General features: G+C 41.5%; 25 protein-coding genes. 12 read left to right on the top strand and 13 right to left on the bottom strand.

Going from position 1 to position 25,876, the window contains the following annotated elements; all coding sequences use genetic code 11:
* Positions 1–22 precede the first annotated feature (22 nt).
* The 3 genes from panB to IEY03_RS05070 all read left to right on the top strand — a co-directional run bounded on the left by panB (position 23) and on the right by IEY03_RS05070 (position 2,463).
* Positions 23–817 carry a 3-methyl-2-oxobutanoate hydroxymethyltransferase gene (panB, locus tag IEY03_RS05080; RefSeq protein WP_188840269.1) on the top strand — a complete coding sequence of 265 codons (795 nt, stop codon included), beginning with the start codon at positions 23–25 and terminating at the stop codon, positions 815–817.
* A gap of 24 nt (positions 818–841) precedes the next feature.
* The gene (panC, locus tag IEY03_RS05075) at positions 842–1,687 is read left to right on the top strand and encodes a pantoate--beta-alanine ligase (RefSeq protein WP_188840268.1); all 846 of its coding nucleotides are present in this window, start codon (positions 842–844) and stop codon (positions 1,685–1,687) included.
* A 251-nt stretch (positions 1,688–1,938) separates the two neighbouring features.
* Positions 1,939–2,463, top strand: coding sequence for a DUF4124 domain-containing protein (locus tag IEY03_RS05070; protein WP_188840267.1), 525 nt, complete (start codon positions 1,939–1,941; stop codon positions 2,461–2,463).
* Positions 2,464–2,611: 148 nt separating this feature from the next.
* On the opposite strand, the gene IEY03_RS05065 is transcribed toward IEY03_RS05070, so the two are convergent.
* Positions 2,612–2,812 carry a YheV family putative zinc ribbon protein gene (locus IEY03_RS05065; protein WP_188840266.1) on the bottom strand — a complete coding sequence of 67 codons (201 nt, stop codon included), beginning with the start codon at positions 2,810–2,812 and terminating at the stop codon, positions 2,612–2,614.
* A gap of 139 nt (positions 2,813–2,951) precedes the next feature.
* Between IEY03_RS05065 and IEY03_RS05060 the strand changes: the two genes are divergently transcribed.
* Both IEY03_RS05060 and IEY03_RS05055 read left to right on the top strand, forming a co-directional pair.
* Complete coding sequence (locus IEY03_RS05060; protein WP_188840265.1) at positions 2,952–4,874, top strand: ABC transporter ATP-binding protein; 1,923 nt, start codon at positions 2,952–2,954, stop codon at positions 4,872–4,874.
* Between the two features lie 85 nt (positions 4,875–4,959).
* Positions 4,960–5,430: a TIGR02444 family protein gene (locus tag IEY03_RS05055; protein WP_188840264.1), complete on the top strand. Its 471-nt coding sequence runs from the start codon at positions 4,960–4,962 to the stop codon at positions 5,428–5,430.
* A 9-nt stretch (positions 5,431–5,439) separates the two neighbouring features.
* On the opposite strand, the gene IEY03_RS05050 is transcribed toward IEY03_RS05055, so the two are convergent.
* Both IEY03_RS05050 and IEY03_RS05045 read right to left on the bottom strand, forming a co-directional pair.
* Complete coding sequence (locus tag IEY03_RS05050; protein WP_188840263.1) at positions 5,440–7,032, bottom strand: GMC family oxidoreductase; 1,593 nt, start codon at positions 7,030–7,032, stop codon at positions 5,440–5,442.
* Positions 7,033–7,068: 36 nt separating this feature from the next.
* The gene (locus IEY03_RS05045; protein ID WP_188840262.1) at positions 7,069–7,575 is read right to left on the bottom strand and encodes a TAT leader-containing periplasmic protein; all 507 of its coding nucleotides are present in this window, start codon (positions 7,573–7,575) and stop codon (positions 7,069–7,071) included.
* A gap of 106 nt (positions 7,576–7,681) precedes the next feature.
* Between IEY03_RS05045 and IEY03_RS05040 the strand changes: the two genes are divergently transcribed.
* The 3 genes from IEY03_RS05040 (at position 7,682) to IEY03_RS05030 (ending at position 9,930) form a co-directional block, all read left to right on the top strand.
* The gene (locus IEY03_RS05040) at positions 7,682–8,683 is read left to right on the top strand and encodes a hydrolase (RefSeq protein WP_188840261.1); all 1,002 of its coding nucleotides are present in this window, start codon (positions 7,682–7,684) and stop codon (positions 8,681–8,683) included.
* The gene (locus IEY03_RS05035; protein ID WP_188840260.1) at positions 8,680–8,922 is read left to right on the top strand and encodes a YheU family protein; all 243 of its coding nucleotides are present in this window, start codon (positions 8,680–8,682) and stop codon (positions 8,920–8,922) included. The genes IEY03_RS05040 and IEY03_RS05035 overlap by 4 nt, the downstream gene beginning before the upstream one ends.
* A 123-nt stretch (positions 8,923–9,045) precedes the next feature.
* The gene (locus IEY03_RS05030) at positions 9,046–9,930 is read left to right on the top strand and encodes a phosphoribulokinase (RefSeq protein ID WP_188840259.1); all 885 of its coding nucleotides are present in this window, start codon (positions 9,046–9,048) and stop codon (positions 9,928–9,930) included.
* 319 nt (positions 9,931–10,249) lie between these two features.
* Here IEY03_RS05030 and IEY03_RS05025 read toward each other — a convergent pair whose 3' ends face one another.
* Positions 10,250–10,939 (bottom strand): tetratricopeptide repeat protein, encoded by a 690-nt coding sequence (locus tag IEY03_RS05025; RefSeq protein ID WP_188840440.1) that lies wholly within the window; start codon positions 10,937–10,939, stop codon positions 10,250–10,252.
* A 438-nt stretch (positions 10,940–11,377) separates the two neighbouring features.
* Between IEY03_RS05025 and crp the strand changes: the two genes are divergently transcribed.
* The 4 genes from crp (at position 11,378) to IEY03_RS05005 (ending at position 14,451) form a co-directional block, all read left to right on the top strand.
* Complete coding sequence (gene crp, locus IEY03_RS05020; RefSeq protein ID WP_188840258.1) at positions 11,378–12,013, top strand: cAMP-activated global transcriptional regulator CRP; 636 nt, start codon at positions 11,378–11,380, stop codon at positions 12,011–12,013.
* 86 nt (positions 12,014–12,099) lie between these two features.
* Positions 12,100–12,447, top strand: coding sequence for a hypothetical protein (locus tag IEY03_RS05015; protein ID WP_188840257.1), 348 nt, complete (start codon positions 12,100–12,102; stop codon positions 12,445–12,447).
* Entirely contained in the window at positions 12,428–13,105 is a 678-nt protein-coding gene (locus IEY03_RS05010; RefSeq protein ID WP_188840256.1) for a response regulator, read from the top strand. Before IEY03_RS05015 ends, IEY03_RS05010 begins: the two co-directional genes overlap by 20 nt.
* A complete protein-coding gene (locus tag IEY03_RS05005) occupies positions 13,102–14,451 on the top strand; it encodes an ATP-binding protein (RefSeq protein ID WP_188840255.1) in 1,350 nt (449 codons plus the stop codon). Before IEY03_RS05010 ends, IEY03_RS05005 begins: the two co-directional genes overlap by 4 nt.
* A gap of 267 nt (positions 14,452–14,718) precedes the next feature.
* On the opposite strand, the gene IEY03_RS05000 is transcribed toward IEY03_RS05005, so the two are convergent.
* From IEY03_RS05000 to sspA, 9 genes are all read right to left on the bottom strand, one after another.
* Positions 14,719–15,519 (bottom strand): DUF1338 domain-containing protein, encoded by an 801-nt coding sequence (locus IEY03_RS05000; RefSeq protein WP_188840254.1) that lies wholly within the window; start codon positions 15,517–15,519, stop codon positions 14,719–14,721.
* Between the two features lie 167 nt (positions 15,520–15,686).
* Positions 15,687–17,147, bottom strand: coding sequence for a succinylglutamate-semialdehyde dehydrogenase (astD, locus tag IEY03_RS04995; RefSeq protein WP_188840253.1), 1,461 nt, complete (start codon positions 17,145–17,147; stop codon positions 15,687–15,689).
* A gap of 9 nt (positions 17,148–17,156) precedes the next feature.
* Positions 17,157–18,176 (bottom strand): arginine N-succinyltransferase, encoded by a 1,020-nt coding sequence (gene astA, locus IEY03_RS04990; RefSeq protein WP_188840252.1) that lies wholly within the window; start codon positions 18,174–18,176, stop codon positions 17,157–17,159.
* 110 nt (positions 18,177–18,286) lie between these two features.
* Positions 18,287–19,504, bottom strand: coding sequence for an aspartate aminotransferase family protein (locus IEY03_RS04985; protein ID WP_188840251.1), 1,218 nt, complete (start codon positions 19,502–19,504; stop codon positions 18,287–18,289).
* A gap of 760 nt (positions 19,505–20,264) precedes the next feature.
* On the bottom strand, positions 20,265–21,407 hold the full coding sequence (locus tag IEY03_RS04980; RefSeq protein WP_188840250.1) for an HDOD domain-containing protein: 1,143 nt from the start codon (positions 21,405–21,407) through the stop codon (positions 20,265–20,267).
* A gap of 84 nt (positions 21,408–21,491) precedes the next feature.
* The gene (locus IEY03_RS04975; RefSeq protein WP_188840249.1) at positions 21,492–23,999 is read right to left on the bottom strand and encodes a S9 family peptidase; all 2,508 of its coding nucleotides are present in this window, start codon (positions 23,997–23,999) and stop codon (positions 21,492–21,494) included.
* Positions 24,000–24,134: 135 nt separating this feature from the next.
* Positions 24,135–24,704: an anthranilate synthase component II gene (locus IEY03_RS04970; RefSeq protein ID WP_188840248.1), complete on the bottom strand. Its 570-nt coding sequence runs from the start codon at positions 24,702–24,704 to the stop codon at positions 24,135–24,137.
* Positions 24,705–24,782: 78 nt separating this feature from the next.
* Positions 24,783–25,235 (bottom strand): ClpXP protease specificity-enhancing factor, encoded by a 453-nt coding sequence (locus IEY03_RS04965; protein WP_188840247.1) that lies wholly within the window; start codon positions 25,233–25,235, stop codon positions 24,783–24,785.
* Positions 25,235–25,864 carry a stringent starvation protein SspA gene (gene sspA, locus IEY03_RS04960; RefSeq protein WP_188840246.1) on the bottom strand — a complete coding sequence of 210 codons (630 nt, stop codon included), beginning with the start codon at positions 25,862–25,864 and terminating at the stop codon, positions 25,235–25,237. The genes IEY03_RS04965 and sspA overlap by 1 nt, the downstream gene beginning before the upstream one ends.
* Positions 25,865–25,876: the final 12 nt, after the last annotated feature.

The following is a 25,876-nucleotide window of genomic DNA, read 5'->3' as shown; positions in this document are numbered from 1 at the left end:
TGAATTGTTTTAAGAGTCCACTATGTCAAAAGTCACTAGCTCAACCTTAATCAAATTTAAACAAGAAGGTAAAAAATTTACCGCGCTGACAGCATATGATGCCAGTTTTGCGAACGCCTTCGACAGTGAAGGGATTGACGTACTCTTAGTCGGTGATTCTATGGGCATGGTATTACAGGGCCATGATGATACCCTACCTGTTACGGTTGCTGACATTGCCTATCATACTGCTTGTGTGCGCCGCGGCATTAGCCGTGCACTATTAATCGCTGACATGCCGTTTATGAGCTACTCAACGCCAGAACAAACTATGGAAAATGCCGCAAAGCTAATGCAAGCAGGCGCCAACATGGTCAAAGTTGAAGGCGGTCATTGGCTACTAGAAAGCGTTAAAATGCTTACCGAAAGAGGGATCCCTGTCTGTGCTCATTTGGGGCTTACTCCTCAATCTGTCCATGTATTTGGTGGTTTTAAAGTGCAGGGACGAGATGCGGATAATGCTCAACGTATTTTGGATGAAGCAAAAGCATTGCAAGCTGCAGGGGCACAATTATTAGTGCTTGAGTGCATTCCTGCCACATTAGCCAAAGCTATTACCGAAGCATTAACAATTCCTGTGATTGGCATTGGTGCAGGCGCGGATACCGACGGTCAAATTTTGGTCATGCATGATGTACTAGGTATATCTAGTGGATATATACCACGCTTTTCTAAAAATTACTTAAAGCAAACGGGTGAAATTCGCAGCGCCATTCGAGCTTACATCGATGAAGTAGCTGACGGTACCTTCCCTGCTGAAGAACACATTTTTAACTAATTATTTTTGCAGGTTTAATCAATCATGATCACTACCGCCGCCATCACAGATATTCGTGCGCAAGTTAATGCTTGGCGCACCAAAGGCGAAACCATTGCATTTGTGCCGACCATGGGTAATTTACACCAAGGGCACATCACCTTAGTGCAGCAAGCACGTAACCAAGCTGACCATGTGGTCGTGTCTATTTTTGTTAATCCAATGCAGTTTGGTCAGAATGAAGATCTTGACGCTTACCCCCGCACTTTGGATGAAGACAGCAAAGCGTTAATCGCAGCTGGGGCAGAGTTATTGTTTACGCCGACGCCAGACATCATTTATCCCAAAGGATTAGCGCAACAGACGTATGTTGATGTTCCCGAGATTGGTGATGAACTTTGTGGCGCAAGCCGCCCTGGCCATTTTCGTGGCGTGGCAACTATCGTCAACAAATTGTTTAATATTGTTCAGCCAGATATGGCCTTATTTGGCAAAAAAGATTTTCAACAATTATTAGTCATTAAAACCATGGTGGAAGATTTATCATTGCCCATTGATATTATTGGCGTTGATACCATACGTGAACCATCAGGTTTAGCCATGAGTTCAAGAAATGGCTACTTAACAGCACAAGAAAAAATTCATGCCGCAGCGCTAAAGCAAGCATTAGATCATATGGCGGCAAGTGTACAACAAGGGTTGGATATAGAAACTGTCACACAAACTGCAAAGCAATCACTGATTGCAGTGGGTTTTACTCCTGACTATCTTGAGCTTAGAAATGCTCATAATTTAAAGCCTGCATGTGACTATGATAAAGAACTGGTTATCGTTGCCGCGGCTTATCTTGGCAAAGCCAGATTAATTGATAATCTCACGTTTACCCGATAGTCCTCTGTCCTCTGCCCTTCATATTTCTATCGTATGAGGGGCATAAACTTCATTCAATGCCTACCCACTTCGGATTTAACACACAGTTAACCATGTCAAATAAAAATCAATTGTAAATAAACGCTATTTATCGTTAAACTTGGCAAGAGTTACTTAGTATAAATACATCCAATTTTTTTATACAGTAACGCAGCTATGAGCCTATACTAACTAATGTTATATCGTGGATTTACAAAAGGATATGTGGCCGCATGGCAAAAATTGTTTATTTAGTGGTATTTTTCTTCAGTCCGGTCATAGCTTGGGCTAACACTAATGCTATCTATAAATGTATGAAAGATGACAAAGTCGTCTTTAGCCATAGCATTTGTCCTGAAGAATTTCGTCAACATAAAATTGAGTATGAAAATGGTATCACGACTGAAGTCGATTCAGACAAACGTGAAACTAAAATCGACCCACTTAGAGCCCTTCTTAATAAGCAGACCATTTCCAAAGAAAAACTTCTCCTATTGCTTGACGGTGAAATTTATCGTTTAAAGCAAGAAAATAGTTATTTTGAGATATTACGTGCCAGTGAAATACAAAAACTAGATCGCAAACGTTTTTGGCAAACCAAAGCAAAAGATGATCCAAGTTATGCACTAGAGCTTCAAGAAATCAACGAGCGATTTGACCAACTCATGCTAAACAACAGCAATGTGATTGAAGTATTAAATAAGCATAAACAAAAAATTGAAGGCGAAGTCACACCAGATGAATTAATGAGTCAGTAGTACAAGGCTTAATGAGTTTAACTTTCTAAAACCAACTATTTCTGTCGTAAACTTACTCATAATCGTCACCAAGCCTGACGAGATAAGTTTTCGATTGGGCTTATCTCATATTCAGCTAGTTGCTCACCCCTCTCCACTCACAGCAGATTTATTCAGGCTTAAATACCCCAATCATATTCCCTGTCGCCTTTTTAGGGACAGCGATATCCGTTTGCTGCTCACGATAATCACAATCGGTGCACTCAATGGTTTCTATATTGTTTTCTTTAAATAATAAGATACTGTCTTTTGCACCACATTTGGGACATTTTGCCCCTGCCACAAAACGTTTTTTTATTTTGGTCATCATATACTCTAGGTTGATTGACTAATTCTACGGTATACGACTATTTTGCCCTATTAGTCTTCTTGCGTCCCGCGATTGTGGGAAATAAATAACGAATACGGTATTATCCCCCCACTTTATTTTATAGCGTCAAGTTGCATTCATGATCAGTATTAGCCAAGCCCAATTAATTCGAGGCAGTAAAACCCTACTCGACGAAACTTCTGTGACCATTTATCCTGGTCACAAGGTCGGTTTAGTCGGCGCAAATGGCACCGGAAAGTCATCTTTATTAGCCTTAATTTTAGGGCATTTACATTTAGATAAAGGTGAGTTTTCATTACCTGCAAACTGGCAAATATCATCTGTTGCCCAAGAAACACCGGCTCTTGATGTCTCTGCATTAGAGTACGTGCTTGATGGTGATACTGAATTTCGACAATTAGAAGCTGAACTGGCCAAAGCCCAGGATGAAAATAATGGCAATGCGATTGCCTTAATTCATGGAAAAATTGATGCCATTGGCGGTTATGCTATTCGTGCCCGTGCTGGCGCATTGCTGGCGGGCCTTGGCTTTAACGATGCAGAACAAAGTCATCCGGTAAAAAGCTTTTCTGGTGGCTGGCGCATGCGTTTAAACCTTGCCCAGGCGCTTTTATGCCGCTCCGATTTGCTGTTACTCGATGAGCCCACCAACCACTTAGACTTAGACACCATGTATTGGTTAGAGGGTTGGATTAAATCTTATCAAGGCACCTTAATTCTTATTTCCCATGATAGGGATTTTATTGATGCGATTGTCGATGAAATTATTCATGTAGAAAACCATAAGCTCAATTTTTATAAGGGCGGCTACAGCGCCTTTGAACATATTCGAGCTGAACGTTTATCGCAGCAACAAGTGGCATTTGAACGCCAACAGAAAGACCGCGCGCATATGCAATCTTTTGTGGATCGTTTTCGCTACAAAGCCAGTAAAGCCAAGCAAGCACAAAGCCGTTTAAAAGCATTAGAAAGGATGACAGAGTTATTGCCATCTCAAGCAGATAACCCTTTTCAAATGGCCTTTCGTGAGCCTGAAGCCTTACCCAACCCACTGGTCACTATGGAGCAAGTATCGGTAGGTTATGGTGAAAAAACCATTTTAAGCAAAGTGCAGCTCAACTTAGTGCCCGGTGCTCGCATTGGTTTACTGGGACGAAATGGCGCGGGTAAGTCGACCTTAATTAAATTGCTTTCGGGTCAATTACAGGCGTTATCGGGGAAATACGAGCCCAACCCAGGTTTAAATATTGGATACTTTGCCCAGCATCAAATTGAATTTTTACAACTTGATGATACCCCATTACAACATCTTGCTCGCCTAGCGCCAAATGCCAGAGAACAAGAGTTACGTAACTTTTTAGGTGGATTTGGTTTTAATGGTGATATGGCCTTATCAGCCGTAAGACCTTTCTCTGGCGGCGAAAAAGCCCGCTTAGTATTGGCTTTATTGGTCTGGCAACGCCCTAATTTACTCCTGCTTGATGAACCGACCAACCACCTTGATTTAGAAATGCGTCATGCGCTTACGATGGCATTGCAAACATTTGAAGGCGCAATGGTTATCGTATCGCATGATCGTCATTTACTTCGTTTAAGTTGTAGCGACTACTACCTTGTTGATCAAGGTGTTGTGCAACCTTTTGATGGTGACTTAGATGATTACCACCAATGGCTACTCGATGCAGCAAAAGCCGCTCAAGCCAGTAACAAGTCTGATAATGTAAAAAGCGATACCGCGCAAGTAGACAAAAAACTGCAAAAACGCATTGAGGCTGAATTACGTCAAAAAGTCTCACCCCTGCGAAAGCAGCAAGTAAAATTAGAAACTGAGCAACAAAAGTTGACGGATCGTTTAGCTGAACTTGAAATCGTCTTAGCTGATGGCACCCTATATGAAGCAGAAAACAAAGCGAAAATGACTCAGGTTCTTAATGAGCGGACACAGCTGACTCAGGCAATGGATGAAAGCGAAATGAATTGGTTAGAGCTCCAAGAGCAAATCGAAGCCATTGAACAGAGTGTGAAAGCTGACATTGGCTAAGCAAGATACATTTTCTATCTATGATCAGCCGTAAACGGGCATATGTTTGAATAAAACATGCCCAAGAATATATCAAGGAGCGGTAATGGGAGCGGCAAGCTTGTCTAACACCACATTTTCGATGCAAATTTGGCAACAATGTGAACAACAATATAATTTCAACCCCAAAGCCTATATCGCGCTGCAAGATGATTATCAAGTCAACGTCAATTTATTGTTGTTGGCGCAAGGCTTAGATCAACAAGGTTACTTACTTAATCTCCTTCAATGGCAACAATTAACGGAAGTGATAGAGCAATGGGAAACCAATGTGTTAACACCCTACCGCCAATTACGCCGAATTGCTAAAGCGCATTTAGCGGCCACCGAATACCAAAAAATGTTAGATGTTGAGTTGATCATGGAGCGAAAGTCACAAAAGATGCTATTGCAACAGGTTAATCTCATTCAAGGTGAACCATTGCATGAAAACTCAGTAGCTAACAACACCCAGCATTATTTAAGTTTATTTGGTCTAGATAGCACTCACCTGCCGCAAACTATTTCGAAGAGTTAAGGTCACTCGCTATATCGCTGTTGGCGTTAATCGCTGGGCTAACAAGGTGGCATTTCTAGCCACTAATCCATAAATAGATAGCTGTGGATTTGCGCCTAAGCTGGTTTGAAACATTGACCCATCAAATACAGATAAATTATCAAAGTAATGTGATTGGCCGAAGCTATCCACCATAGCTTTGATCGTGTCCTCGCCCATAGGACAGCCCCCCATGACATGCGCTGAAGCAACAATGGTTTTCAATAAGCGCAAATCCATTGAGCCTATGACTTCTTGCGCCTGCTTCCATGAGGTTAAAAATGATAGTCCATCATTCATTGGCAATACCCTTTTAGCCCCTGCAGCAAACTGTAACTCAGCCATAGATAAGAAGGCTTTTCTTGCGCCAGCCCAAAAGCCCTCAGTTAACGGATAATCCAATGCAAAACCATGATCGGTTAAGCGAACCTGTCCACCAGCACATTGTTCATTAAAGCCGTCTCGTATCAGTGCAATCACCACCTGCAACTTATTAAAGTTAGCCATTAACTGCGCATGGCTCTGACCAAAACCAATAGTTTTAGAGGCAATTAACACGGGGTGAATTGGCGCAACTTCTAATTTATAGCCTAAATCACCTGTCGCGCCGTCATGCCAAACAAACTGATCGGAGTAAATAGATTGCGGCGCACCGCTGTGACCATTAATCTGATCATCGAACATAGCACCTGATAATAATGAAGGGTGCAAAAAGGTTTTACCCAATAGCTTATGTGGATCAGGCACATTTGAACGCATTAAAATGGTGGGCGTATGGATTGCACCAGCACTTAAAATATAATGTTTGCCACTGAAGGTTAGTTCCACACCAGTAGGCTGTAAACCTTCAGTTAAAGCATACGCAGTTAAACCACTTACCTTGTCGCCTTTATGCTCTAATCGAGTCACTTTGGCACGTGAAATCAAGGTTGCCCCCTTATTCAAGGCTGCAGGAATAGTGGTGACCAACATAGATTGCTTCGCATTCACCGGGCAGCCCATACCGCAGTACCCAGTGTTCCAACAGCCGCTGACGTTACGCTTAATAACCGTGTGTTCCCAGCCCAGTTTTTCACAACCTTCACGCAACACACCATTATTTCGATTCGGTTCATACTGCCATTCTTTGATGTTCAGGCGTTGTTCCATCTTTTCAAACCATGGCAACATCTCTTCGGCAGAAGTGTTGATTACCGAACGCTCAGCAGCCCAAAAGTCGAGCGTTGGCTTGGGTGTTCTAATCGATGTGGTCCAATTGATGGTTGTTGAGCCTCCAACGGCACGACCTTGAAAGATGCCAATACCTTTGTCAGCGGTTTTCATCGCTGCGGCTTGTTGATACAAATTAGGGTAAGCGTGGCGCTCTTCCATATCAAAATCTTTAGATGATTTGAGTGCGCCACCTTCGATCATGATCACCGTCAGCCCGGCATCAGTTAAGATCTCTGCCGCCGTTCCGCCACCAGCTCCCGTCCCAACAATAATAACATCTGCTTCAAAATGACGATTTTGCTGCAAAGTGCTGGCATCGATATGCTGCCAGCCAGATTCTAAACCCGTAGTAATAGGATCGATAATAGCCAATTGAATATACTCCTTTAGCAGAACAAATTGTGGCGGTTAGGTATTAAGCAAAAAAGTCGGTTTTGCGTAACCTAATTTTCCCCAATGAGCAGGGCTAGAATAATAGCTGGCTAGAATTAGCTCTCTTAAGCCTAGGTATGCAGTCTGAATCATATCTAAATAATGAAAACGCCACTCTTCAAGCATATCCACTAACTCAATGGGTGAGCGCAACATTAAAGGTGTCATACTTCCTGTGAGTAATAATAAACCGAGTCGGCTTTCAAGTAGGGCGAGTAACTCTTTAAGCTCTACTTGTTGCTCCTCTGGTAATACTGAAATGGAAGCCTGAATGGAATCCAAAGTGGTGTCTATGGCTATCTTTCTTTGGCTTGCAACCTCTGGTAAGGCGCCGTCTAATAACGCAGGGATCAACACACTGAATAACACACGATAATTAACGTCTTCACCCACTTGAATAGGATCGGATGAATACCAACTAACCCCTAACGCAAGCGCAGCGGTTCCCGCAAAAGCGCTGGTCAAAAAAGTACGACGTTTCATGCCATCACCCCTATTCTTTTGTTGTGAGATTTTTATCTGTGTTAAAGTGATATGAATGGTATTTAAACACACGTTTAAACTTTCACAAACACTCATAGAATGACACATGCCGACAAAAAGCCTTTTTACGCCACCTTGGTGGGCCGCTAACCCGCATATACAGACTATTTTGCCGTTTATATTTAAAGTGGACAAACCAGATATTTTCCGCCAAAGACAGGAACTACCAGACGGTGATTTCATCGATTTAGACTGGTCAGGTACCCCACAGAATGGTGAACCCATTTTGGTGATTAGTCACGGACTAGAAGGGGGCACAGAGTCGCATTATGCCCGTAGAATGCTAGTTGCGGCTAAGCAAGAAAAGTTATGTTCGGTTGTGCATCATCATCGCAGCTGCTCAGGTGTGCCTAATCGTCTTGCGCGAAGTTATCACAGTGGTGATTTCAACGATTTGGCATTCACTCTGCAACAACTCAAAACCTATTATCCTGATTCAGCATTATTTGCCGTGGGTTATAGCTTGGGCGGCAATGTATTAGCCAAATATCAGGGAACCACCCAAGATGATAGTTTACTCGATCGTGCGGTAGTCATATCAGCACCGTTAACGCTCAGTGCCTGCGCTAAAAAACTCGAAAAGGGCTTCTCTAAAATCTATCAAACTCATTTAATTACACGTTTACAACAAAAGATCAGTGAAAAAATAGATAATCATGATTTAGTTGCCCAAATGCCGCTAAGTAAAGCTGAGTTAAAGCAGCTAAAAACTTTTTATCAATTTGATGACAAAGTCACAGCACCTTTGCATGGATTTAACGGCGTAGAGGATTATTACACACGCTCAAGTGCATTGGGGTTATTAAAACATATCCGCAAACCGACCTTGATTATTCATGCCAAAGACGATCCCTTTATGACGGATGCCGTCATTCCAACTCAAGAAGAATTATCCGATAGCGTCCATTATGAGCTGCATGATAATGGTGGCCATGTCGGGTTTATTGATGGTGGCTGGCCATGGAAACCAAGCTACTATCTTGAAAAGCGGGTACTGACATTCTTACTTGCAAAGCAACCCGACACTCAACAAGGTGATAACCTATGATCATCCCCTATGAAACCCTGCTGGGATTAGATGCTGAAACGCTAAACAATTTGATTAAAGAACACTTACTGACTCAGGTGGAAGATGGTGGCTTTAGTGAATTTAATCGCCAACAACTGTCTGGCATGATTAACCAATGTAAACAGGCTTTAAAAACAGGTGAGCTTGTCGTCGAATACAGTGAAGATGACGAATCGATTGCCATTAGGCACCGACAAAATATTATTCATTCAAAATAATAACTCGGCCTAATATTGACCAAAAGGTCTTAACTACCGTATAAATGTGAGTCCAACGTATACATTGCATTAACAAAATGCCATGTAGTAAATATTTATTCTTATGATTTCTAGGCAGGAACAATGTCAGCTAAACACCCTATTATTGCTGTAACGGGCTCATCTGGCGCCGGTACAACAACAACGACAATGGCTTTTACGCATATTTTTCGCCAACTGGGGATTAATGCGGCCTTTGTTGAGGGAGACAGCTTTCATAATTTTACTCGTGCCGAAATGGAAGTGTTAATCCGTAAATCCCAAGCTGAAAATCGTAATATTAGTTATTTCGGTCCAGAAGCGAATAACTTCATCAAACTAGAAGAATGTTTCACCAGCTACAGTGAAACCGGCACAGGTAAAACCCGCAGTTATTTACATACCTTTGATGAAGCCGTTCCCTTTAACCAAATGCCAGGTACTTTCACCCAGTGGCGAGATTTACCACCTAACACAGATATGTTGTATTACGAAGGGTTACACGGTGGCGTGGTTACCGATGATGCTGACGTCGCAAAGCATGTTGATCTACTCATTGGTATGGTGCCGATTGTTAACCTAGAGTGGATCCAAAAGATTATTCGTGACACCAATGATCGTGGCCATAGCCGCGAAAAGGTAATGGGCTCAATCGTGCGCAGTATGGATGATTATATTAACCATATGACGCCGCAATTCTCTCGTACTCATATTAACTTTCAACGTGTACCTACCGTTGATACTTCCAACCCTTTTAGCGCCAAAGACATTCCAAGTTTAGATGAAAGCTTTGTGGTTATTCGTTTTCGTGGCATGAATAATGTCGACTTCCCTTACTATTTGAGCATGATCCAAGGCTCATTTATGTCTCGGGTAAACACTTTAGTGGTTCCCGGAGGCAAAATGTCTTTAGCGATGGAGTTGATCTTAACGCCATTGATTAAAGATTTAATGGATAAGCGGATTGAAGTTGAAAAACTAGATGACTAAAACAGTTCAACAACATGACTAGGGAGAAATTGTTAAGCCCGTTAGCCGCCTTCGGCTTAACAAGGGTTGATGCACTAAACTATGGCGTTTTTGAATCAGACGTCATGCGGGTTAAGCTATTTTAGATAACAACTTTGCCAGTAAAAACGATTAATGCAGACTTAAGTTTGCATTAAGCTAGTTATATTATTCTACCGCTATCGGGACTTCAGGCGAAAGAACGATAGCTGATATGCTCATGTGTTAATTCCCCCATATTTATCTGTTAGCACCTTGAGCATATTGGCGTTTACTTATCTGAATGCCTTTTCTATCCAGCTTAATCAACAAGCGGGATCACCTCACGGTAAGCTTGATTATTCTCGTACTGTTGTAACCGCTGTAAAAACTCATCGCTTTTAGCCACTTCAGGGTAAAGTTTTAAGGCATCAATCGCCTTTTTCTGGACGCTCACCGCTTGGGTAAAATCGCCAAGCTCGGCATAACCTGCAGCTAAATTATCTAATATGGTCGGATCGCCTTGATTAGCCTCAAGCAGTTTGAGTGACAAACTCACCGCTTTCGAACCGTCACGATATTCGGATTCAGGGCAAGTCGCTAAAATCCATGCCACATTGCCTAAAGAAACATCATCCCCAGCGGTACCGAACTGAGCCAAAGCTTTACCGCAGTTGCGCTCAATACCATCACCACCAGCAGCATAAATAAAACCTAAACGAAAATTAGCCCACTTATCGCCTTGCTCGCTCATGGCCAAATACCATTTCTCGGCTTTTAACAGATTACGCGGTACTAATTTTCCTTCAAAGGTTAAATCAGCAATCGTTTGCTGGGCTTTTAAGTGCTGCTGATTAGCGGCCTGTTCAACCCACATAAACCCTTCAGGAACATTAGGGGTGACAAACCGTCCCGATAAGTACATTAATCCCAGTAAAAATTGCGCGTCAGCATCACCTTGTGAGGCTTTTAATTGAATGTGTACCACTCGAGATTGTGTTTGAGAGGCCATAGTTTGAGGCAGTGTAAATGCTTGCACGTCAGGTAGTATTACCTCATGCAATAAGGCACAACATAATCCAATTTGAAATAACTTTTTCACATTAACCTCGATAACGACAGCAACAACATATTCAACATAAACCATCTGAGACTTGCAATACAATAAACTATCATAGAACATGCACCAATTATTAATGATAATTAATATCAATAATAAAAATCACTCTTACATAAACGCTTAGGTGAAATTATTGTGATTTTGCCCAGACTATGACATTTTAATTGACCCAACGCCCAAATATGAGCAAATAAATCTAAAATTGAGCCAGTTAATATAGAATGCCGTGTTACTAAATTCGATCTCCATCAAAGTTTTACCTTAGTAAACAGCGTAAAATGCTTAATTAGAGATTACTTACTTACTTTTTAATCAATCGAGGAATATACAATGGCTCTGATTGGTAAGCCAAAACCAGATCCTACATTGGAATGGTTTCTGTCACACTGTCACATTCATAAATACCCAGCAAAAAGCACATTGATCCATGCTGGTGAAGATTCTGATACGTTATATTACATCGTTAAAGGTTCAGTTGCGGTATTGATTAAAGATGAAGAAGGTAAAGAAATGATCCTGTCTTATCTCAATCAAGGTGACTTTATCGGCGAGCTAGGCCTGTTTGAAGAACAAGCTGAACGTACGGCTTGGGTTCGAGCAAAACAGGCCTGTGAGATTGCTGAAATCTCTTACAAAAAGTTTAAGCAGCTGATCCAGGTTAATCCTGAAATCCTGATGAAATTATCTGCTCAAATGGCTTACCGCTTACAAAGCACCAGCCAAAAAGTGGGTGATTTAGCTTTCTTAGATGTTGCTGGTCGTATCGCGCAGACATTATTACATCTTGCGAAAGAGCCTGATGCAATGACACACCCTGACGGTATGCAAATCAAAATTACTCGTCAAGAGATTGGCCAAATTGTTGGCTGCTCACGTGAAACCGTAGGGCGTATCTTAAAGATGCTTGAAGAGCAGAATTTGATTCAAGCGCACGGTAAAACAATCGTGGTTTACGGTACGCGTTAAGTTAAGCTTCAGCTTGATTTAAGCCAAGATTATTAAAGTGGTGACAGTTTATCTGAACACCACTTTTTTTATGTCTTGGAGTGAGTATGTCCTTGTTTATCACTATAGGCTTATTTAGTCTTAGTACATTAAACACCCACTTAGTTGACGCCCAACAACTATTTGAAGTGGATCATGACCATGTGCAACAGCTGGTCAGCCAAGGCTATATCCGCTCTTTAGATGACAGTTTAAATTGGTTAGCCCAATATTGTGATGTTCAGCTAATCGATGCACAGCTGTTTCAGCAGAACAATACCTGGCGATATGATCTACAATTACAGTTAAAACAAGGTCACACCGTTAATCTGCAATTTGATGCAAAAAGTGGTACTCTCAATTCGTTAACTCAATTACCTAGTGAATGCACACAACATGAAACTGCTACTCGTTGAAGACAATCCACTTTTAGTGGCTGAACTAGAAAAGCAACTCAAACAAGCTGGCTATGTTACCGATGTAACAGACAAGGCCATTGAAGCCGATTACCTCATTAAAGAAACCCAATACGACTGCATTATTCTTGATATTGGCTTGCCTGATGGTAATGGCCTTAATTTAGTCACCAGTTGGCGCGAAAAAGGCATAGAAACGCCGGTGATTATGCTCACAGCTCGTTCGCAATGGCATGAAAAGGTCGAAGGATTTAACGCCGGTGCCGATGATTATTTAGGTAAACCATTCCACGCTCAAGAATTACTCGCGCGTATTCAAGCCTTGATTAATCGGGCCCATGGCCGTGCGAACAGCTCTTCAAAGCAGCTCAGTTTTGCGGGGGTAACCTTAGATGAAGCAGAGCAAAAAGTGATAGTCGCTGAACAAGAGTTTGAATTGACAGCGATGGAATTTAGATTACTAAAAATCTTTTTAATGTCGCCTAAAAAGCTGCTTTCAAAAACACAGCTAACCGATAAGCTGTATCAATTTGATGATGAAAAAGAAAGTAATGTTGTTGAAGTATATGTCACCCATTTACGTAAAAAGTTAGGCAAAACCACGATTGAAACACGACGGGGACAAGGATACATTTTCCACGGCATAGTGGAACAATGATCTCAATTCGTTCAAAGCTCAGCCTCTGGTTGAGCGGTCTTGTTATTTTAAGCACTATCATAGGGTTAATGCTATTTGAATCTATGCTCAGAGAAGCCTTTCACGACTCTATCATCAATCGTCTTGAAGAGGATTTAGAGCATGTCATTCTGGCCACTCGGTTACAAGATGGCGAAATTGAAATTGACTCACGCCAACTGTCCAGCTTTTACAAACCCGCATATTCAGGCCGTTATTACCAACTCAACTTACCCAATCAAGTGATCCGCTCGCGATCATTGTGGGATGTTGAACTGGAAATTGCGCCGTTAGCAGATTCTGAAAAACGTGTATGGCAGGCAAAAGGCCCTAAGAATAATGATATGCAGCTATTATCAATTGGCATTGGTTCAGAGGCCACGCCGAATACGGCAACCTTGACCGTTGCACAGGATCTGAGTATCGGCAGGCGCGTGTTCAGTGAAGTATACGGCACTAAATTAGCCATTAATATTGGTATGTTACTGGCCATGATCTGCGGGATTTTTGTGATTTTACGGCAGTCTTTCAAGCCTGTGAAGAAAATCCAACAATCTTTAGCTAGATTAAGACAAGGCGAAATCAGTGCCCTTGACACTCAGCAGATCCCCACTGAAATTCAACCGTTAGCAGAAACTTATAATCAATTACTCGACTACACGGCAAAACAAATAGAACGTAGCCGTAATAACCTAGGCAACTTAAGCCATGGGTTAAAAACTCCGTTAGCAATTATGCAACAGCAGGTAGAAGCGCTGGGATTAACCGATCCTGAAACCGCGATAGCCATGCAACAGCAGCTAGATCAGATAAGAAAAATGATCGAACGTAAACTCGCCGCGGCAAGGGTGACTGGCGATATGCTTCCAGCTGCACAAATGGTGGTAAATAAAGACTTTACCAGCTTGGTCAATACATTAAACAAGGTATATCGCCATAAAATCATATCTGGTGAACTCAATAATCCCCAGCAATTGTCGCGTATTCCTATTCACAGAGAAGATGGTATGGAACTGTTTGGCAACCTGCTTGATAATGCGTTCAAATGGGCAAATTCAAATGTGCAAATATCCCTTAAAAAACAGCATGGACATTCTATTATTATCACAGTTGATGATGATGGTCCTGGTGTCCAGCAGGATCAATTAGCGCTACTCACAGCGCGAGGTACGCGTTTAGATGAAGACGTTATGGGTCATGGATTAGGATTATCGATTGTTAAAGAGATCTGTGACCAATATGGATTTTCATTGCAGTTTAGCGCCAGTGAACTGTTGTCAGGTCTAGCGGTAACCGTTGTTATTCCGCAAACTCAATCGAGTATTTAATACCAATCGTAATAAATAACTGATCTTTCTAGCTTGTGATAATACCTGATAACGGCGTTAGATTTTTTGATTGTAGAATAACTACTTATCAAAAAAATCTGCCTTGTTATCACGCATTTTTCCTACGCTATTTCAGGCCACTTATTTACTGTGATTGGTATAAGTGCACTATGTTAGGCAACAAAAAAGCCTCATCTGCTTTAAACTGCAAAGATGAGGCTTTAAAGTTTCATGTAGCATCACAACCGAACTTTACGCTTGCATGACTTACATCATGACATTGGTGCTTTCAAAAATCTTGTCCGCTGATGCAGCCACAAACCCAGTGTAAAGCTTGCCATTCTCCATTGGATAACGACGGGCAAACTCATAGAAACAACTTGGGATCTCAGCATCGCCATCAGTAAAGCTTACGACAACTTTATCCGCCATGGTTGAAGATTGCTCTAATAACACCTCAGGTGTACCTTTAATTTCGCCACCTGATGCATTAAGCACAAATCCAGCATCTTTTAATGCCTGATTCACATCTTCTATACGCTCGAAATCAGGTAGATCATTGATGGATACGGTGAAGTGGTTAGCACGATAACCAATTGCAGCAACCCAAGCAGCATATTCGCTTTCGGCCAATAACGCCTGATATGTGGCTTTATCTAATTGCCAGTGACGACCAGAATAAATAAAGTTATCTGCAACTAAAGCAGACTCATCAACCTGGTCAATAAAACCTTTAATGGTCTGTTGTAGTTGAGGACTAAATTCTTCTACTAATAACTCAGAAATAAACACTTTAGGCTGAGTCGGGTCTGGATGTTCAAAGTGTTTTGCAACTAGCTTTTTCTGCTCAAACTTATAGTCACCGCAATCAACATAACCAATAGAGGTAAAATGTTTAGCCAATACACTTAAATTTACTTTGGCAATATTAAAGGTACGAAGTGCAATATGATCATTGATGATCGGTGCACCTTTTCCGAGTAATTGATGAATTTTTGCAGCAGATGGGGTCATTTTTATATAGTCTTGCCACATAGCAGCAAACAACGTGTTCACGTCAGTATGCATGGTTAAATCCTTCTAAAATAAAGATTAAAATTAAATTCGGGGTAATCGCAATCTGATGTTTCAAATTTAAACACGCGTTAAGGACTAACTTAACGCGCATCAACAACTGCGCCTAATAGTTAACCTCAGCTCTTAACCCGAGTGAAGGTTAGTTAGGCTAAATGCAGTTAAATCGATAAACCTGGGCTTAGGCTTGTTGGTAAACTCACGCTGTCAGCTTCCATTGAAGCCACAGGATAAGCACAATAATCAGCAGCATAAAATGCACTTGCTCTGTGATTACCAGAAGCGCCAACACCACCAAACGGGGCTGCACCAGATGCACCCGTAATTTGCTTATTCCAGTTAACAATACCTGCGCGGATACGAGCTAAGAAGTAGTCATAATCTTCACGACTATCGGCCAATAATCCTGCTGATAAGCCATAACGGGTATCATTAGCCAAGCGGATAGCTTCATCAAAATCACTGTAGCGCACTAACTGTAATAATGGCCCGAAATACTCATCATCTGGTAACTTTTCAATTGCCGTTACATCAATCAATCCCGGTGACACTATACCTGTGCCCACTTCAACTTGTTGAAGCTCAATTAACGATACGCCACCTAACGACTGTAAAGTTGCTTGTGCTGCAACCATTCCGCGTGCTGCGGTTTCTGAGATCATCGAGCCCATAAACGGTTGTGGCTGACTATTCCATGCGCCGACTTTAATTTGCTTTACAGCAGCGATTAGCTGAGCAATTAATTCATCGCCTTCTGCGCCTTGTTCAACATACAAGCGACGCGCACAGGTACAACGTTGGCCAGATGAAATATAAGCCGATTGGATAATGTCGTGAACAGCCGCTTTAGTATCGCTTACTCCTTTAATAATTAAAGGATTATTACCACCCATTTCTAAAGCTAAAATCTTACCCGGATGACCCGCATATTGCTGATGTAAAATATGGCCTGTACGTGAGCTACCAGTAAAGAACAATCCATCAATTTGAGGATGAGAAGCCAGTGCTTTACCCGTTTCAACTTCACCTTGAACCAAGTTAATAATGCCCGCTGGTAATCCTGCTTTTTCCCAACATTTAAGCATCAGCTCAGCTACTTTAGGGGTTAATTCTGACGGTTTGAATACCACAGTATTACCGGCTAATAAAGCTGGCACGATATGACCATTCGGTAAGTGACCAGGGAAGTTATACGGCCCAAATACTGCAACAACACCGTGAGGCTTATGACGTAATACTGCACGTCCGGCTGGTAAATCGTCGGTTTCTGTACCAGTACGTTTATCATGCGCTTTAGCTGACAAACCAATTTTACCTATCATGGCACCCGCTTCTGTTGCGGTTTCCCATTGTGGCTTTCCGGTTTCTTGTGCAATTGTTTCGGCAATTTCAGCTTTGTGAGCTTCTAACTGATCACGATAAGCTTCAACAATCGCTAAACGGCCTTCATAGCCTAGCATAAACCAATCAAACTGAGCGGCTCGAGCGGCTTCTACAGCGCTATCTACCTGCGCTGCTGTGGCGGTTTTACCTTGCCAAATGACTTCGCCATTTGCTGGGTTAGTTGATTGAACATCATGGCCTTCGCCAGCTAGCCATTGACCTTTAATAAATTGAGTCATCGTATTCTCCTACAATGAAAGCACACGAACTTGTTGCCCATTTTCAACCATTAAGCCCTGAGCTAGTTCTGGTGATAGGACAACATTGTCATGTTCATCAGATACACTAAGCTTTGCCGCAGTTGCGCGATAATCTGCCAGCTTGGTATTTGAAATAATGAATTGGGTGTCGGTATGAGGCATCTTGCCAATTTCAACGGTTAATAAACGACTGCGTTTAACAGATTTTATATCCGTTAAACCACATTCAACCGTTGGGCCACCATCAAAAATATCGACATAATTTCTAAACTTGAAACCTTCAGCTTGCAATAGACGCAATGCTGGTTTGGTATTGGTGTGTACTTCACCAATCACGTTTTGTGCTTTTTTAGGTAACATACACACATAAACAGGACTGCGAGGCATCATTTCGGCCATAAACGCTTTTTTACCTAAACCTGATAGGTAATCAGCTTCAACAAAATCAATACCAAGAAAATGCTTTTGTAACCACTCATAAAAAGGAGAGTCACCTTTCGCATCGCTTACACCACGCATTTCTGCAATGACAGTTTCGCCAAAACGATGCTGATGTTGAGCCAGAAACAAAAAGCGAGAACGGGATAACATGCGACCGTTATTCCCCTTACGATAGGCATCTTTTAAGAATAAAGTACATAACTCAGCAGCCCCGGTGTAATCGTGGCATAGGGTGAGTGTTTCAACTTCATTGCGAACGGCAATTTGCTTTGAATGGTAAACTTCTGTTCCTAAACGGTAATGGTAAAACGCGTCTTCCATCCCAACTGCGGCTTCAATACCACAAGTTCCAACCACTTGCTTTGTGGTGGTATCTTCAAGGACCATTAAATAGCCTTCATCGAACGGCTTATTAACGTCTTTAGTAAAAGATGCTTCAGCCCTCGCAATCTTTGAACGCAGCAAATCTTCATTTACTGGTAAAGAAGTGAATCCATGGCCAGACTCGACGGCAATGCCGTAAAGCGCTTCATAATCACTGGCACAGATTGGACGTATGATTAACATCTAAATCTCCTCATGGTGTTAGACAAGTAAGGCGTTAACAACAATGGAAAACGCCTTTATCTAACACTGACCCAAACAAAAAGAGCGCAAGTCAATGCGCTCTTTATGTATTAACCTGCAACCACTTTGGCAACAGCACGTTCAAAACGCGCTAAACCTTCAGCGATGTCAGCTTCTGGGATCACTAATGAAGGAGCAAAACGGACTACGTTAGCACCAGCCATCAGAGTCATAACTCCCTCTGCAACTGATGCAACTAAGAAATCACGACTGCGGCCTTCATACTTTTCATTAAGTACCGCACCTAATAACATGCCTTTTCCACGCACTTCGCTGAATACATCATATTTAGCGTTGATGGCAGCAAGACCATCGCGGAATAACTGTTCACGGTGCTTAACGCCTTCTAATACTTCTTTAGTATTCACAACATCCATTACCGCATTACCGATAGCACAGGCTAATGGATTGCCGCCGTATGTTGAACCATGAGTACCAATTTTAAGATGAGCGGCAATTTTAGCGGTTGTTAACATTGCTGCAATCGGGAAACCACCACCTAACGCTTTAGCGCTAGTTAAAATATCAGGAACAATGTCAGTGCCCATATAGGCAAATAATTCGCCTGTACGGCCAACACCAGTTTGTACTTCATCAAAAATGACCAATGCATCATGCTTGTCCGCTAATGCGCGAACCGCTTTTAAGAATTCAGGGTCACCATTGATAATACCACCCTCACCTTGTAAAGGCTCAAGCATGATGGCACAAGTCTTGTCAGAAACAACGGCTTCTAATGCTGCGATATCGTTAAATGGTACGTGAGTGATACTTTGTGGTTTAGGACCAAAGCCATCAGAATAAGCCGCTTGACCACCTACTGTAACAGTAAAGAATGTACGACCATGGAAGGCTTTATCAAAGGCAATGATTTGATCTTTTTGTGCTCCGTGGTTATCTAAAGCATAACGACGAGCAAGCTTTAAAGCCGCTTCATTTGCTTCAGCACCCGAGTTAGCAAAATAAACACGCTCAGCAAAAGTGGCGTTTACTAATTTAGTCGCCAATGCTAATGCTGGCTCGTTCGTCATAACATTCGAAAGATGCCAAAGTTTTTCACCTTGCTCTTTCAATGCTGACACTAATGCAGGATGACAATGTCCTAAACAGTTAACTGCAATGCCACCGGCAAAATCGATAAATTCGTTACCTTCTTGATCCCAAACACGGCTACCTTCACCTTTAACAGGAATTACCGCGGCAGGCGCATAATTAGGCACCATTACTTCATCAAACTGGGCACGGTTAAGATTCATTTCAACAGTCATTCAATTTCATCCTTTGTTTTTGTAAACGGCTGCAAAGCCGCTAAATATCGTCGTTTTCATTGTTATTTAATCGGGTAACGACGAATGCTTGTATAACTTATTAACCATTATTAGCGAAAATGTGATCAAAATACCAGTAATCGCCAATTAACTTCTGTTAAGGCAGCGCTATAACTGAATAAAGATTGATAAAAAGGGCCGATTAAAGCGCTTTAACTGGGGCTATTCAGCATAAATAGTCATAAAAAAAGTTATTTGATCGTTAAATGAGTGGCAATTCATAGAAAATGAATAATTACACAAAATTAACATAGTTATATGCACTACTGAATAATCTACATGTCCCTGCTTATCTTTAGTTCACCTCCATTAGACAGAAGCAATTAAATGGATAAACAAAAATCTCAGCAATTTAGCATTTGAATCGCACATTTAAGTTAACCTCTATTCGGGTTAATAAACAATAAACGCGATTTTAAGCACTCATATTTAATTGTTTACAGTCAAAGTTGAACCTTGTGCTGATAACAATGTGGATTCACCCGTTAATGGCATGCCTATTACAAATAAATGCAACAGAGTTAGCAGTGCAAAGAGCAGTTTGATACGCCTTAATTATCCCGTTCTGAGGATAGTTACTCAATGGGCATAGGAAAAACCAAGCAAAACACCACAGCTAAAAAATAAGCAGCCGTTTGATTTTGGTGTATACATTTTATTGTTCAACAATTCGCCGAAAAAATAACCTTGAAACATTTCGTTAAGTTAAATCGAGTTTTCGATAATTCTGTGCTTTGAGTCGAATCACTTCTTGGGGGGTGAACTCATAATAATCCAGCAAAATTTTTCGCTCTTGCGGCTCGAGCAACTGATATTCTTCTAATAATATGATTTTTGCAAAACAGCTGGCTTTAGCGACGATGGCTGCATCAATTGATAAATCGCTAAAATGGTAATCTTGGTCTAACTCTTTTAATACTTTTGTAATCGCACTGTCGCTAAATTCTAGTTGCTCAAGTAATTGCCAATTTAAATGATGCCCATGCTCCATCACATGATTAAAGACTTGTTCAGCAGGAAACTCTGTCGCCATAACTGCATCATAAACCTCTTTATCGCGGCTTTGGCTGGCTTCTCGCAACCAAGTACCCCAATGCTTTTCAAACACTTTAGCACTGCTGCTCAGAATGACTGAGGTGCCTAACTGGTACAGCAAGGCACAGGTATAACTGACGTGAGTTGGACGATTGTGCAATTGCGCTAAGGCTTGAGCAGCAATCGCGGTAATCATGCTATAGCGCCATAATTTGCGGGTGGTCCAAAGCAAATTTGCATGGCCGCTAGGAAGCCAATGGCGAATACAAAAATAAGGAATTAATAAACGCAGATTCTCAAGACCAATATAATTTAAAATTAACTTAATATCAGTAACTTGAACATCGGAGGTTTTAGGGCGACGATGCTTAGACGCAGGACTGTTAATCAGGGTGATTAAATCTCGTGAAAGCCAAGATATGCTTGAAATGATTGGTCTTATTCGGCCAAAATTGGGGTCTTTTTCAAGCAATAGATCAAGGAGTAAAATTTGCCCTTCTAGTACACCTGAATGGCTTAATAACAATTCTGTCGAAGCCAATTTATGTTCAATACTATTATTAACAGTTTCGGTTAATTGCTGGGAAATGGCCTTATAAATAGCCTGAGCTTTAGCCTGCTTTTCTAATCTAAGTGTGATCGCTTGACGTTCAATATCCAGTTTATTGGCATCGGCTTCAAGTTTGTCGTTGACATCATCCTCCATAGCCGCAGCCTTGTGCTTACCGACAATAAGATGTTGATATAAACGTCGCTCAATTTCAATCAACTTACCTGGACGAACTCCACCTGCTATCGATACTGCCACGCAATTAAACCTTATCTGTAATCATAGTTAACATAATAAAAATTAAGGCTTCCTAAAGGAAGCCTTAATTGATCTAACAAAGGTTTATTTTTTTAACTCTTGCTCAAATAGCTTATAAATTCGACGATATTCATCTAACCAGCTTGAGGGCTGTTTAAAGCCGTGCGGCTCTACAGGATAAATTGACGTTTCAAACATCGGCTTTTCCAGTTCGATTAAACGTTGCACCAAACGCACGCTATCTTGGAAGAAAACGTTATCATCTAATACCCCTGTCATAATTAATAACGGTTTTTGCAATCCATCAGCATGTTCAATCGGTGAACTACGCTCATAGGCAATAGGGTCGATATCCGGTGTATTAAGGATATTAGAGGTATAAGGCGCATTATAATGTGCCCAATCAGTTACAGGACGCAACGCCGCTCCAGCTTGAAATAACTCAGGTTCATTGAATAATGCCATAAAGGTTAAGAAACCACCGTACGAACCACCATAAGTACCCACTTTAGCGGTATCTACATTGGCGTTATTTGCCATCCAAGACACACCATCTTTTAAGTCTTCAACTTCAGGTGTGCCCATATTACGGTAAACAGCAGTTCGCCAATCGCGCCCATAACCTTTTGAACCGCGGAAATCCATATCCATCACTACATAGCCCTGTTGCGCTAACATGTTGTGGAACATAAATTCACGGAAGTAACCTGAAAAGCCGTAATGGGCATTTTGCAGATAACCCGCGCCATGGTTAAAAATCACTGCGGGGTATTTATCAGCGCCTTGCGCTTCAAAGCCCTCTGGTAAATAAACTCTGGCGTAAACGTCACCCGCACCATGATTAGAAGGCACAGCGACAACTTTAGGGGCTTGCCATGCATATTCTTTGAATGCATCACTGGTGTAATCGGTTAATTGAGAGAGTTTTCCACCAATAGGTTGAATATACAATTCATTAGGTTTAATCAGTGAAGAGGCATCAAGCAATAAAGATTGTCCATCCGGGCTTAATACATACGATAAAGTACCAAACCAGTTTGTCAGCTGCTCCATTTTTCCCGATGCTATTTCCACACGGTAAACGTTATAGCTACCAGGATGGTCGGCATTCGCGCGATACACAATATGCTTAGCATCAGGTGATAATGTCACATCATCAACCACAAACTGACCTTGAGTAAGTGCCCGTGCTTTTTTGCCGACTTCTTTTACATATAAGTGTGAATAACCCGTTTCTTCTGATAAAAAATAGAAGCTGTCAGAGTTAGGCAACCAACCATATTGATTAAAATTATAGTTAACCCATGCATCATCATGTAAACGATGCTCTGTCGTTAAGGAACCTTTATCTAGATCAACAGACGCTATCCAGCGATCTTTGTTGTCTACGGCTTCAATCATAACAAGCAGTTTATTTTCAGTAGGGTGCCATTGAATCGCGCTTTGGCTCCACTCCCAATCTTGCATCAATTGAATTAAACGAGGTGATTTCTTGCTTTCATATGTCTCACCTTTTGCAGCCGCATTTTCTTGTTTTACGTCAGCGAGTACATCTTCATCGAACCCTGTTAACCCTTCAATGGTAATGTCTTTTTTCACATGTTCAGTTAAATCTAGCACCACTAAACGCTGGCCAGGAAACTTATCCTCTGCCACTCGAGCTCTAGCTGGCACAGCGTCAACATAGCCATCTTGTCCAAGATAGTTTGGCATAATGTCGTGTTCAGCGCGCCAGGTATAATTTTTATCGGTTAATGCGAGTAAGGCATAGCGTCCATCTGCTGACAAACTAATATCAGAGACCACTTCTGCATCACCTAAATACCAGGTCTTGGCTGCAAAGCTAGGGTCAACCTCAGCTAACTGCTGCTGATATTGCTGTTGTGCTTTGGCGTTATTATGCTGCAGTGCAACATATTCGATTAAACGATGTTGCTGCTTAGCAATATAAGAACTTGGATCTTGGATTGATTTAGGTTCATTTGCCATTTGGATATTAGCAATCTGTTCAATCAAGCCTGATGACTGATGTAAACGGAAAATGTTATTTCCCTGCCAATAAGCTAAATCACCATTAGAAAGAAATCGCACACCGCTGATGGCAGCATTTTGTTTAGTAATTTGGTTAATTTCACCATTAACTAAATCTTTAACAAAAAGATTACCTTGGTAAAGGTAAGCTTTTTTCGTGCCCGCTAAATTAAGTACCGCGTTTTTTTGATCGGCTAAGTGCAATTGATCTAAATTAAGTTTACTGGCCGAATTTTGCTCAATGCCTTGTAGGTAATAATCCGCTACAGGCGCTTGATGAGCTTGACGTTTAAAATAAATTGACTGGCTATCGTCTGACCAATAAGCGCCTTGAGCAAAAATCCCCATCCAATCTGGGTTAGCCATAATTTGGTTTAAGGTTAATGGCTGCTGCGCTTTTGGAGGCTGCGCTAAGGGAACTTGAACGGATACGTTATTGCTCAGGGTATTGGTTTGAGCAGGGGCTTGTGCTGTAGCACTGCAGCCGCTAACAAGCGCAAGCGTTAAGGCACTAAAAGCAAAACGACGAATGAAAGGCGAAGTAATCGCAAAACCAGACATAATTATCCCTATAATGAAGATGTTATTATTTTAGGGGTACTTTATAGCACAATTGCATACAAGGTTTCGCGCTGAATTATGCGGAAAGTTGTAACAGAATGACTTTGTAAATCGAATTATTAATTTACTTTTAGATCATTGACGTAAAAAATTAGCCAGTAATTCATGACCCTGCTCGGTCAATATCGCTTCAGGATGAAACTGAACACTGTAAAGCGGCATCGTAAGATGACTCATGCCCATTATCTCACGGCCATGAATTGGGTCGTCGTACCAAGCGTCAAGCACAAATCCTTCAGGTAATGCATCAACCAGTAATGAATGATAGCGAGCAACAGTTAACGGCTGATTTAAGCCTTGAAATAACCCTTTGCCGGTATGACTTATGATGCTGGTTTTACCATGCATAACCCGCTTTGCCCGAATGACATTGGCACCAAAAACCTGTGCTATAGCTTGATGCCCTAAACAAACACCGAGTATCGGTAATTTTCCCGCATATTGGCGGATCACATCCAGTGAAATACCCGCTTCATTGGGTGAGCAAGGCCCTGGAGAGATAACAATGTGCGAAGGGGATAACTTATCTATGTCAGCAACTGTAATTTCATTATTACGTTTAACCACAATCTCTTCACCTAGCGCTTGAAAATACTGCACTAAGTTAAAGGTAAAAGAGTCGTAATTATCTATCATCAGCAACATGCTAATTCCGGCTTAGTTGGGTCACTACCATTAAAAAAACCAGCACTAAGGCTGGTTTTCTATTAGACCTTATGTTGTTTACTTTACAACAGTGAGGTGGCTTTTACGTTTCGGCTTTTCGTCATCTTTTGCTACTTGCGGCTGTGCAGCCTTAGTATCAACAGAAGCTAATCCTGGCGATGTCTCTTTCGGTTCATCATCAGCTATGTAAGCATCTTCCATATCAAACACAGTGCCGGCACCATTTTCACGAGCATAAATAGCAATGATTGAGGCCATAGGCAAGTAAACTTGCTGTGGCACTCCACCAAAACGAGCATTAAACTCAACAGCGTCATTATTCATTTGTAAACCCATAACAGCACCTGTGCTGATATTTAAAACAATTTGTCCATCTTTAACAAATTGTTGAGGTACCTGAGTACCTTCTACAAATGCATCAACCACAACATGCGGCGTAAAGTGATTATCCATTAACCACTCATAATAAGCCCGCAACAAATAAGGACGGTTAGGAGTAATAGCTTTCATTACATGCCCATGCGCATTTCGCGCTCAGCCTCTGTTAACGATGCTTTAAATGACTCACGTTCAAAAATACGGGTCATGTAAGCATTAATTTCTTTTGCTGTACGAGGATCTAAATTGATACCTAATACAGGTAGACGCCATAATAATGGGCCTAAATAGCAATCAGATAAACCAAATTCTTCATTCATGAAGTATGGCATCTCAGCAAAAACGGGTGCTAAAGCAACTAAGCTTTCAGTCAACTCTTTACGAGCTGCATCCGCTTTGTCACCTTTACGAATACGTTCTACAAGAGCATACCAATCAGTATCTATGCGATGCATCATTAAGCGGCTTTGGCCACGTGATACAGGGTAAACAGGCATAAGTGGTGGGTGCGGGAAGCGCTCGTCCAAATACTCCATAATGATACGAGATTCATATAACACTAATTCACGGTCAACTAACGTTGGCACAGAGTTATATGGATTTACTTCAAGTAGTTCTTCTGGCATTTCACTTGGGTCTACCTGTAAAACATCAACGGTAACCCCTTTCTCAGCCAATACGATACGCACTTGATGGCTATATAAATCATCGGCACCAGAAAACAGTGTCATGATAGAGCGTTTGTTGGCAGCAACAGCCATTTATACCCTCCA

Origin of the sequence: Shewanella aestuarii (assembly GCF_014647215.1) — a bacterium.
In the GTDB taxonomy this organism is placed as follows: Bacteria; Pseudomonadota; Gammaproteobacteria; order Enterobacterales; family Shewanellaceae; genus Shewanella; species Shewanella aestuarii.
This window is presented reverse-complemented; position numbering and strand designations above follow the sequence as displayed.

Coding starts and splice junctions, on each gene's coding strand:
- panB (WP_188840269.1), top strand. CDS start 23: ATGTCAAAAGTCACTAGCTCAACCTTAATCAAATTTAAACAAGAAGGT.
- panC (WP_188840268.1), top strand. CDS start 842: ATGATCACTACCGCCGCCATCACAGATATTCGTGCGCAAGTTAATGCT.
- IEY03_RS05070 (WP_188840267.1), top strand. CDS start 1,939: ATGGCAAAAATTGTTTATTTAGTGGTATTTTTCTTCAGTCCGGTCATA.
- IEY03_RS05065 (WP_188840266.1), bottom strand. CDS start 2,812: ATGATGACCAAAATAAAAAAACGTTTTGTGGCAGGGGCAAAATGTCCC.
- IEY03_RS05060 (WP_188840265.1), top strand. CDS start 2,952: ATGATCAGTATTAGCCAAGCCCAATTAATTCGAGGCAGTAAAACCCTA.
- IEY03_RS05055 (WP_188840264.1), top strand. CDS start 4,960: ATGGGAGCGGCAAGCTTGTCTAACACCACATTTTCGATGCAAATTTGG.
- IEY03_RS05045 (WP_188840262.1), bottom strand. CDS start 7,575: ATGAAACGTCGTACTTTTTTGACCAGCGCTTTTGCGGGAACCGCTGCG.
- IEY03_RS05040 (WP_188840261.1), top strand. CDS start 7,682: ATGCCGACAAAAAGCCTTTTTACGCCACCTTGGTGGGCCGCTAACCCG.
- IEY03_RS05035 (WP_188840260.1), top strand. CDS start 8,680: ATGATCATCCCCTATGAAACCCTGCTGGGATTAGATGCTGAAACGCTA.
- IEY03_RS05030 (WP_188840259.1), top strand. CDS start 9,046: ATGTCAGCTAAACACCCTATTATTGCTGTAACGGGCTCATCTGGCGCC.
- IEY03_RS05025 (WP_188840440.1), bottom strand. CDS start 10,939: ATGGCCTCTCAAACACAATCTCGAGTGGTACACATTCAATTAAAAGCC.
- crp (WP_188840258.1), top strand. CDS start 11,378: ATGGCTCTGATTGGTAAGCCAAAACCAGATCCTACATTGGAATGGTTT.
- IEY03_RS05015 (WP_188840257.1), top strand. CDS start 12,100: ATGTCCTTGTTTATCACTATAGGCTTATTTAGTCTTAGTACATTAAAC.
- IEY03_RS05010 (WP_188840256.1), top strand. CDS start 12,428: ATGAAACTGCTACTCGTTGAAGACAATCCACTTTTAGTGGCTGAACTA.
- IEY03_RS05005 (WP_188840255.1), top strand. CDS start 13,102: ATGATCTCAATTCGTTCAAAGCTCAGCCTCTGGTTGAGCGGTCTTGTT.
- IEY03_RS05000 (WP_188840254.1), bottom strand. CDS start 15,519: ATGCATACTGACGTGAACACGTTGTTTGCTGCTATGTGGCAAGACTAT.
- astD (WP_188840253.1), bottom strand. CDS start 17,147: ATGACTCAATTTATTAAAGGTCAATGGCTAGCTGGCGAAGGCCATGAT.
- astA (WP_188840252.1), bottom strand. CDS start 18,176: ATGTTAATCATACGTCCAATCTGTGCCAGTGATTATGAAGCGCTTTAC.
- IEY03_RS04985 (WP_188840251.1), bottom strand. CDS start 19,504: ATGACTGTTGAAATGAATCTTAACCGTGCCCAGTTTGATGAAGTAATG.
- IEY03_RS04975 (WP_188840249.1), bottom strand. CDS start 23,999: ATGTCTGGTTTTGCGATTACTTCGCCTTTCATTCGTCGTTTTGCTTTT.
- IEY03_RS04970 (WP_188840248.1), bottom strand. CDS start 24,704: ATGTTGCTGATGATAGATAATTACGACTCTTTTACCTTTAACTTAGTG.
- IEY03_RS04965 (WP_188840247.1), bottom strand. CDS start 25,235: ATGAAAGCTATTACTCCTAACCGTCCTTATTTGTTGCGGGCTTATTAT.
- sspA (WP_188840246.1), bottom strand. CDS start 25,864: ATGGCTGTTGCTGCCAACAAACGCTCTATCATGACACTGTTTTCTGGT.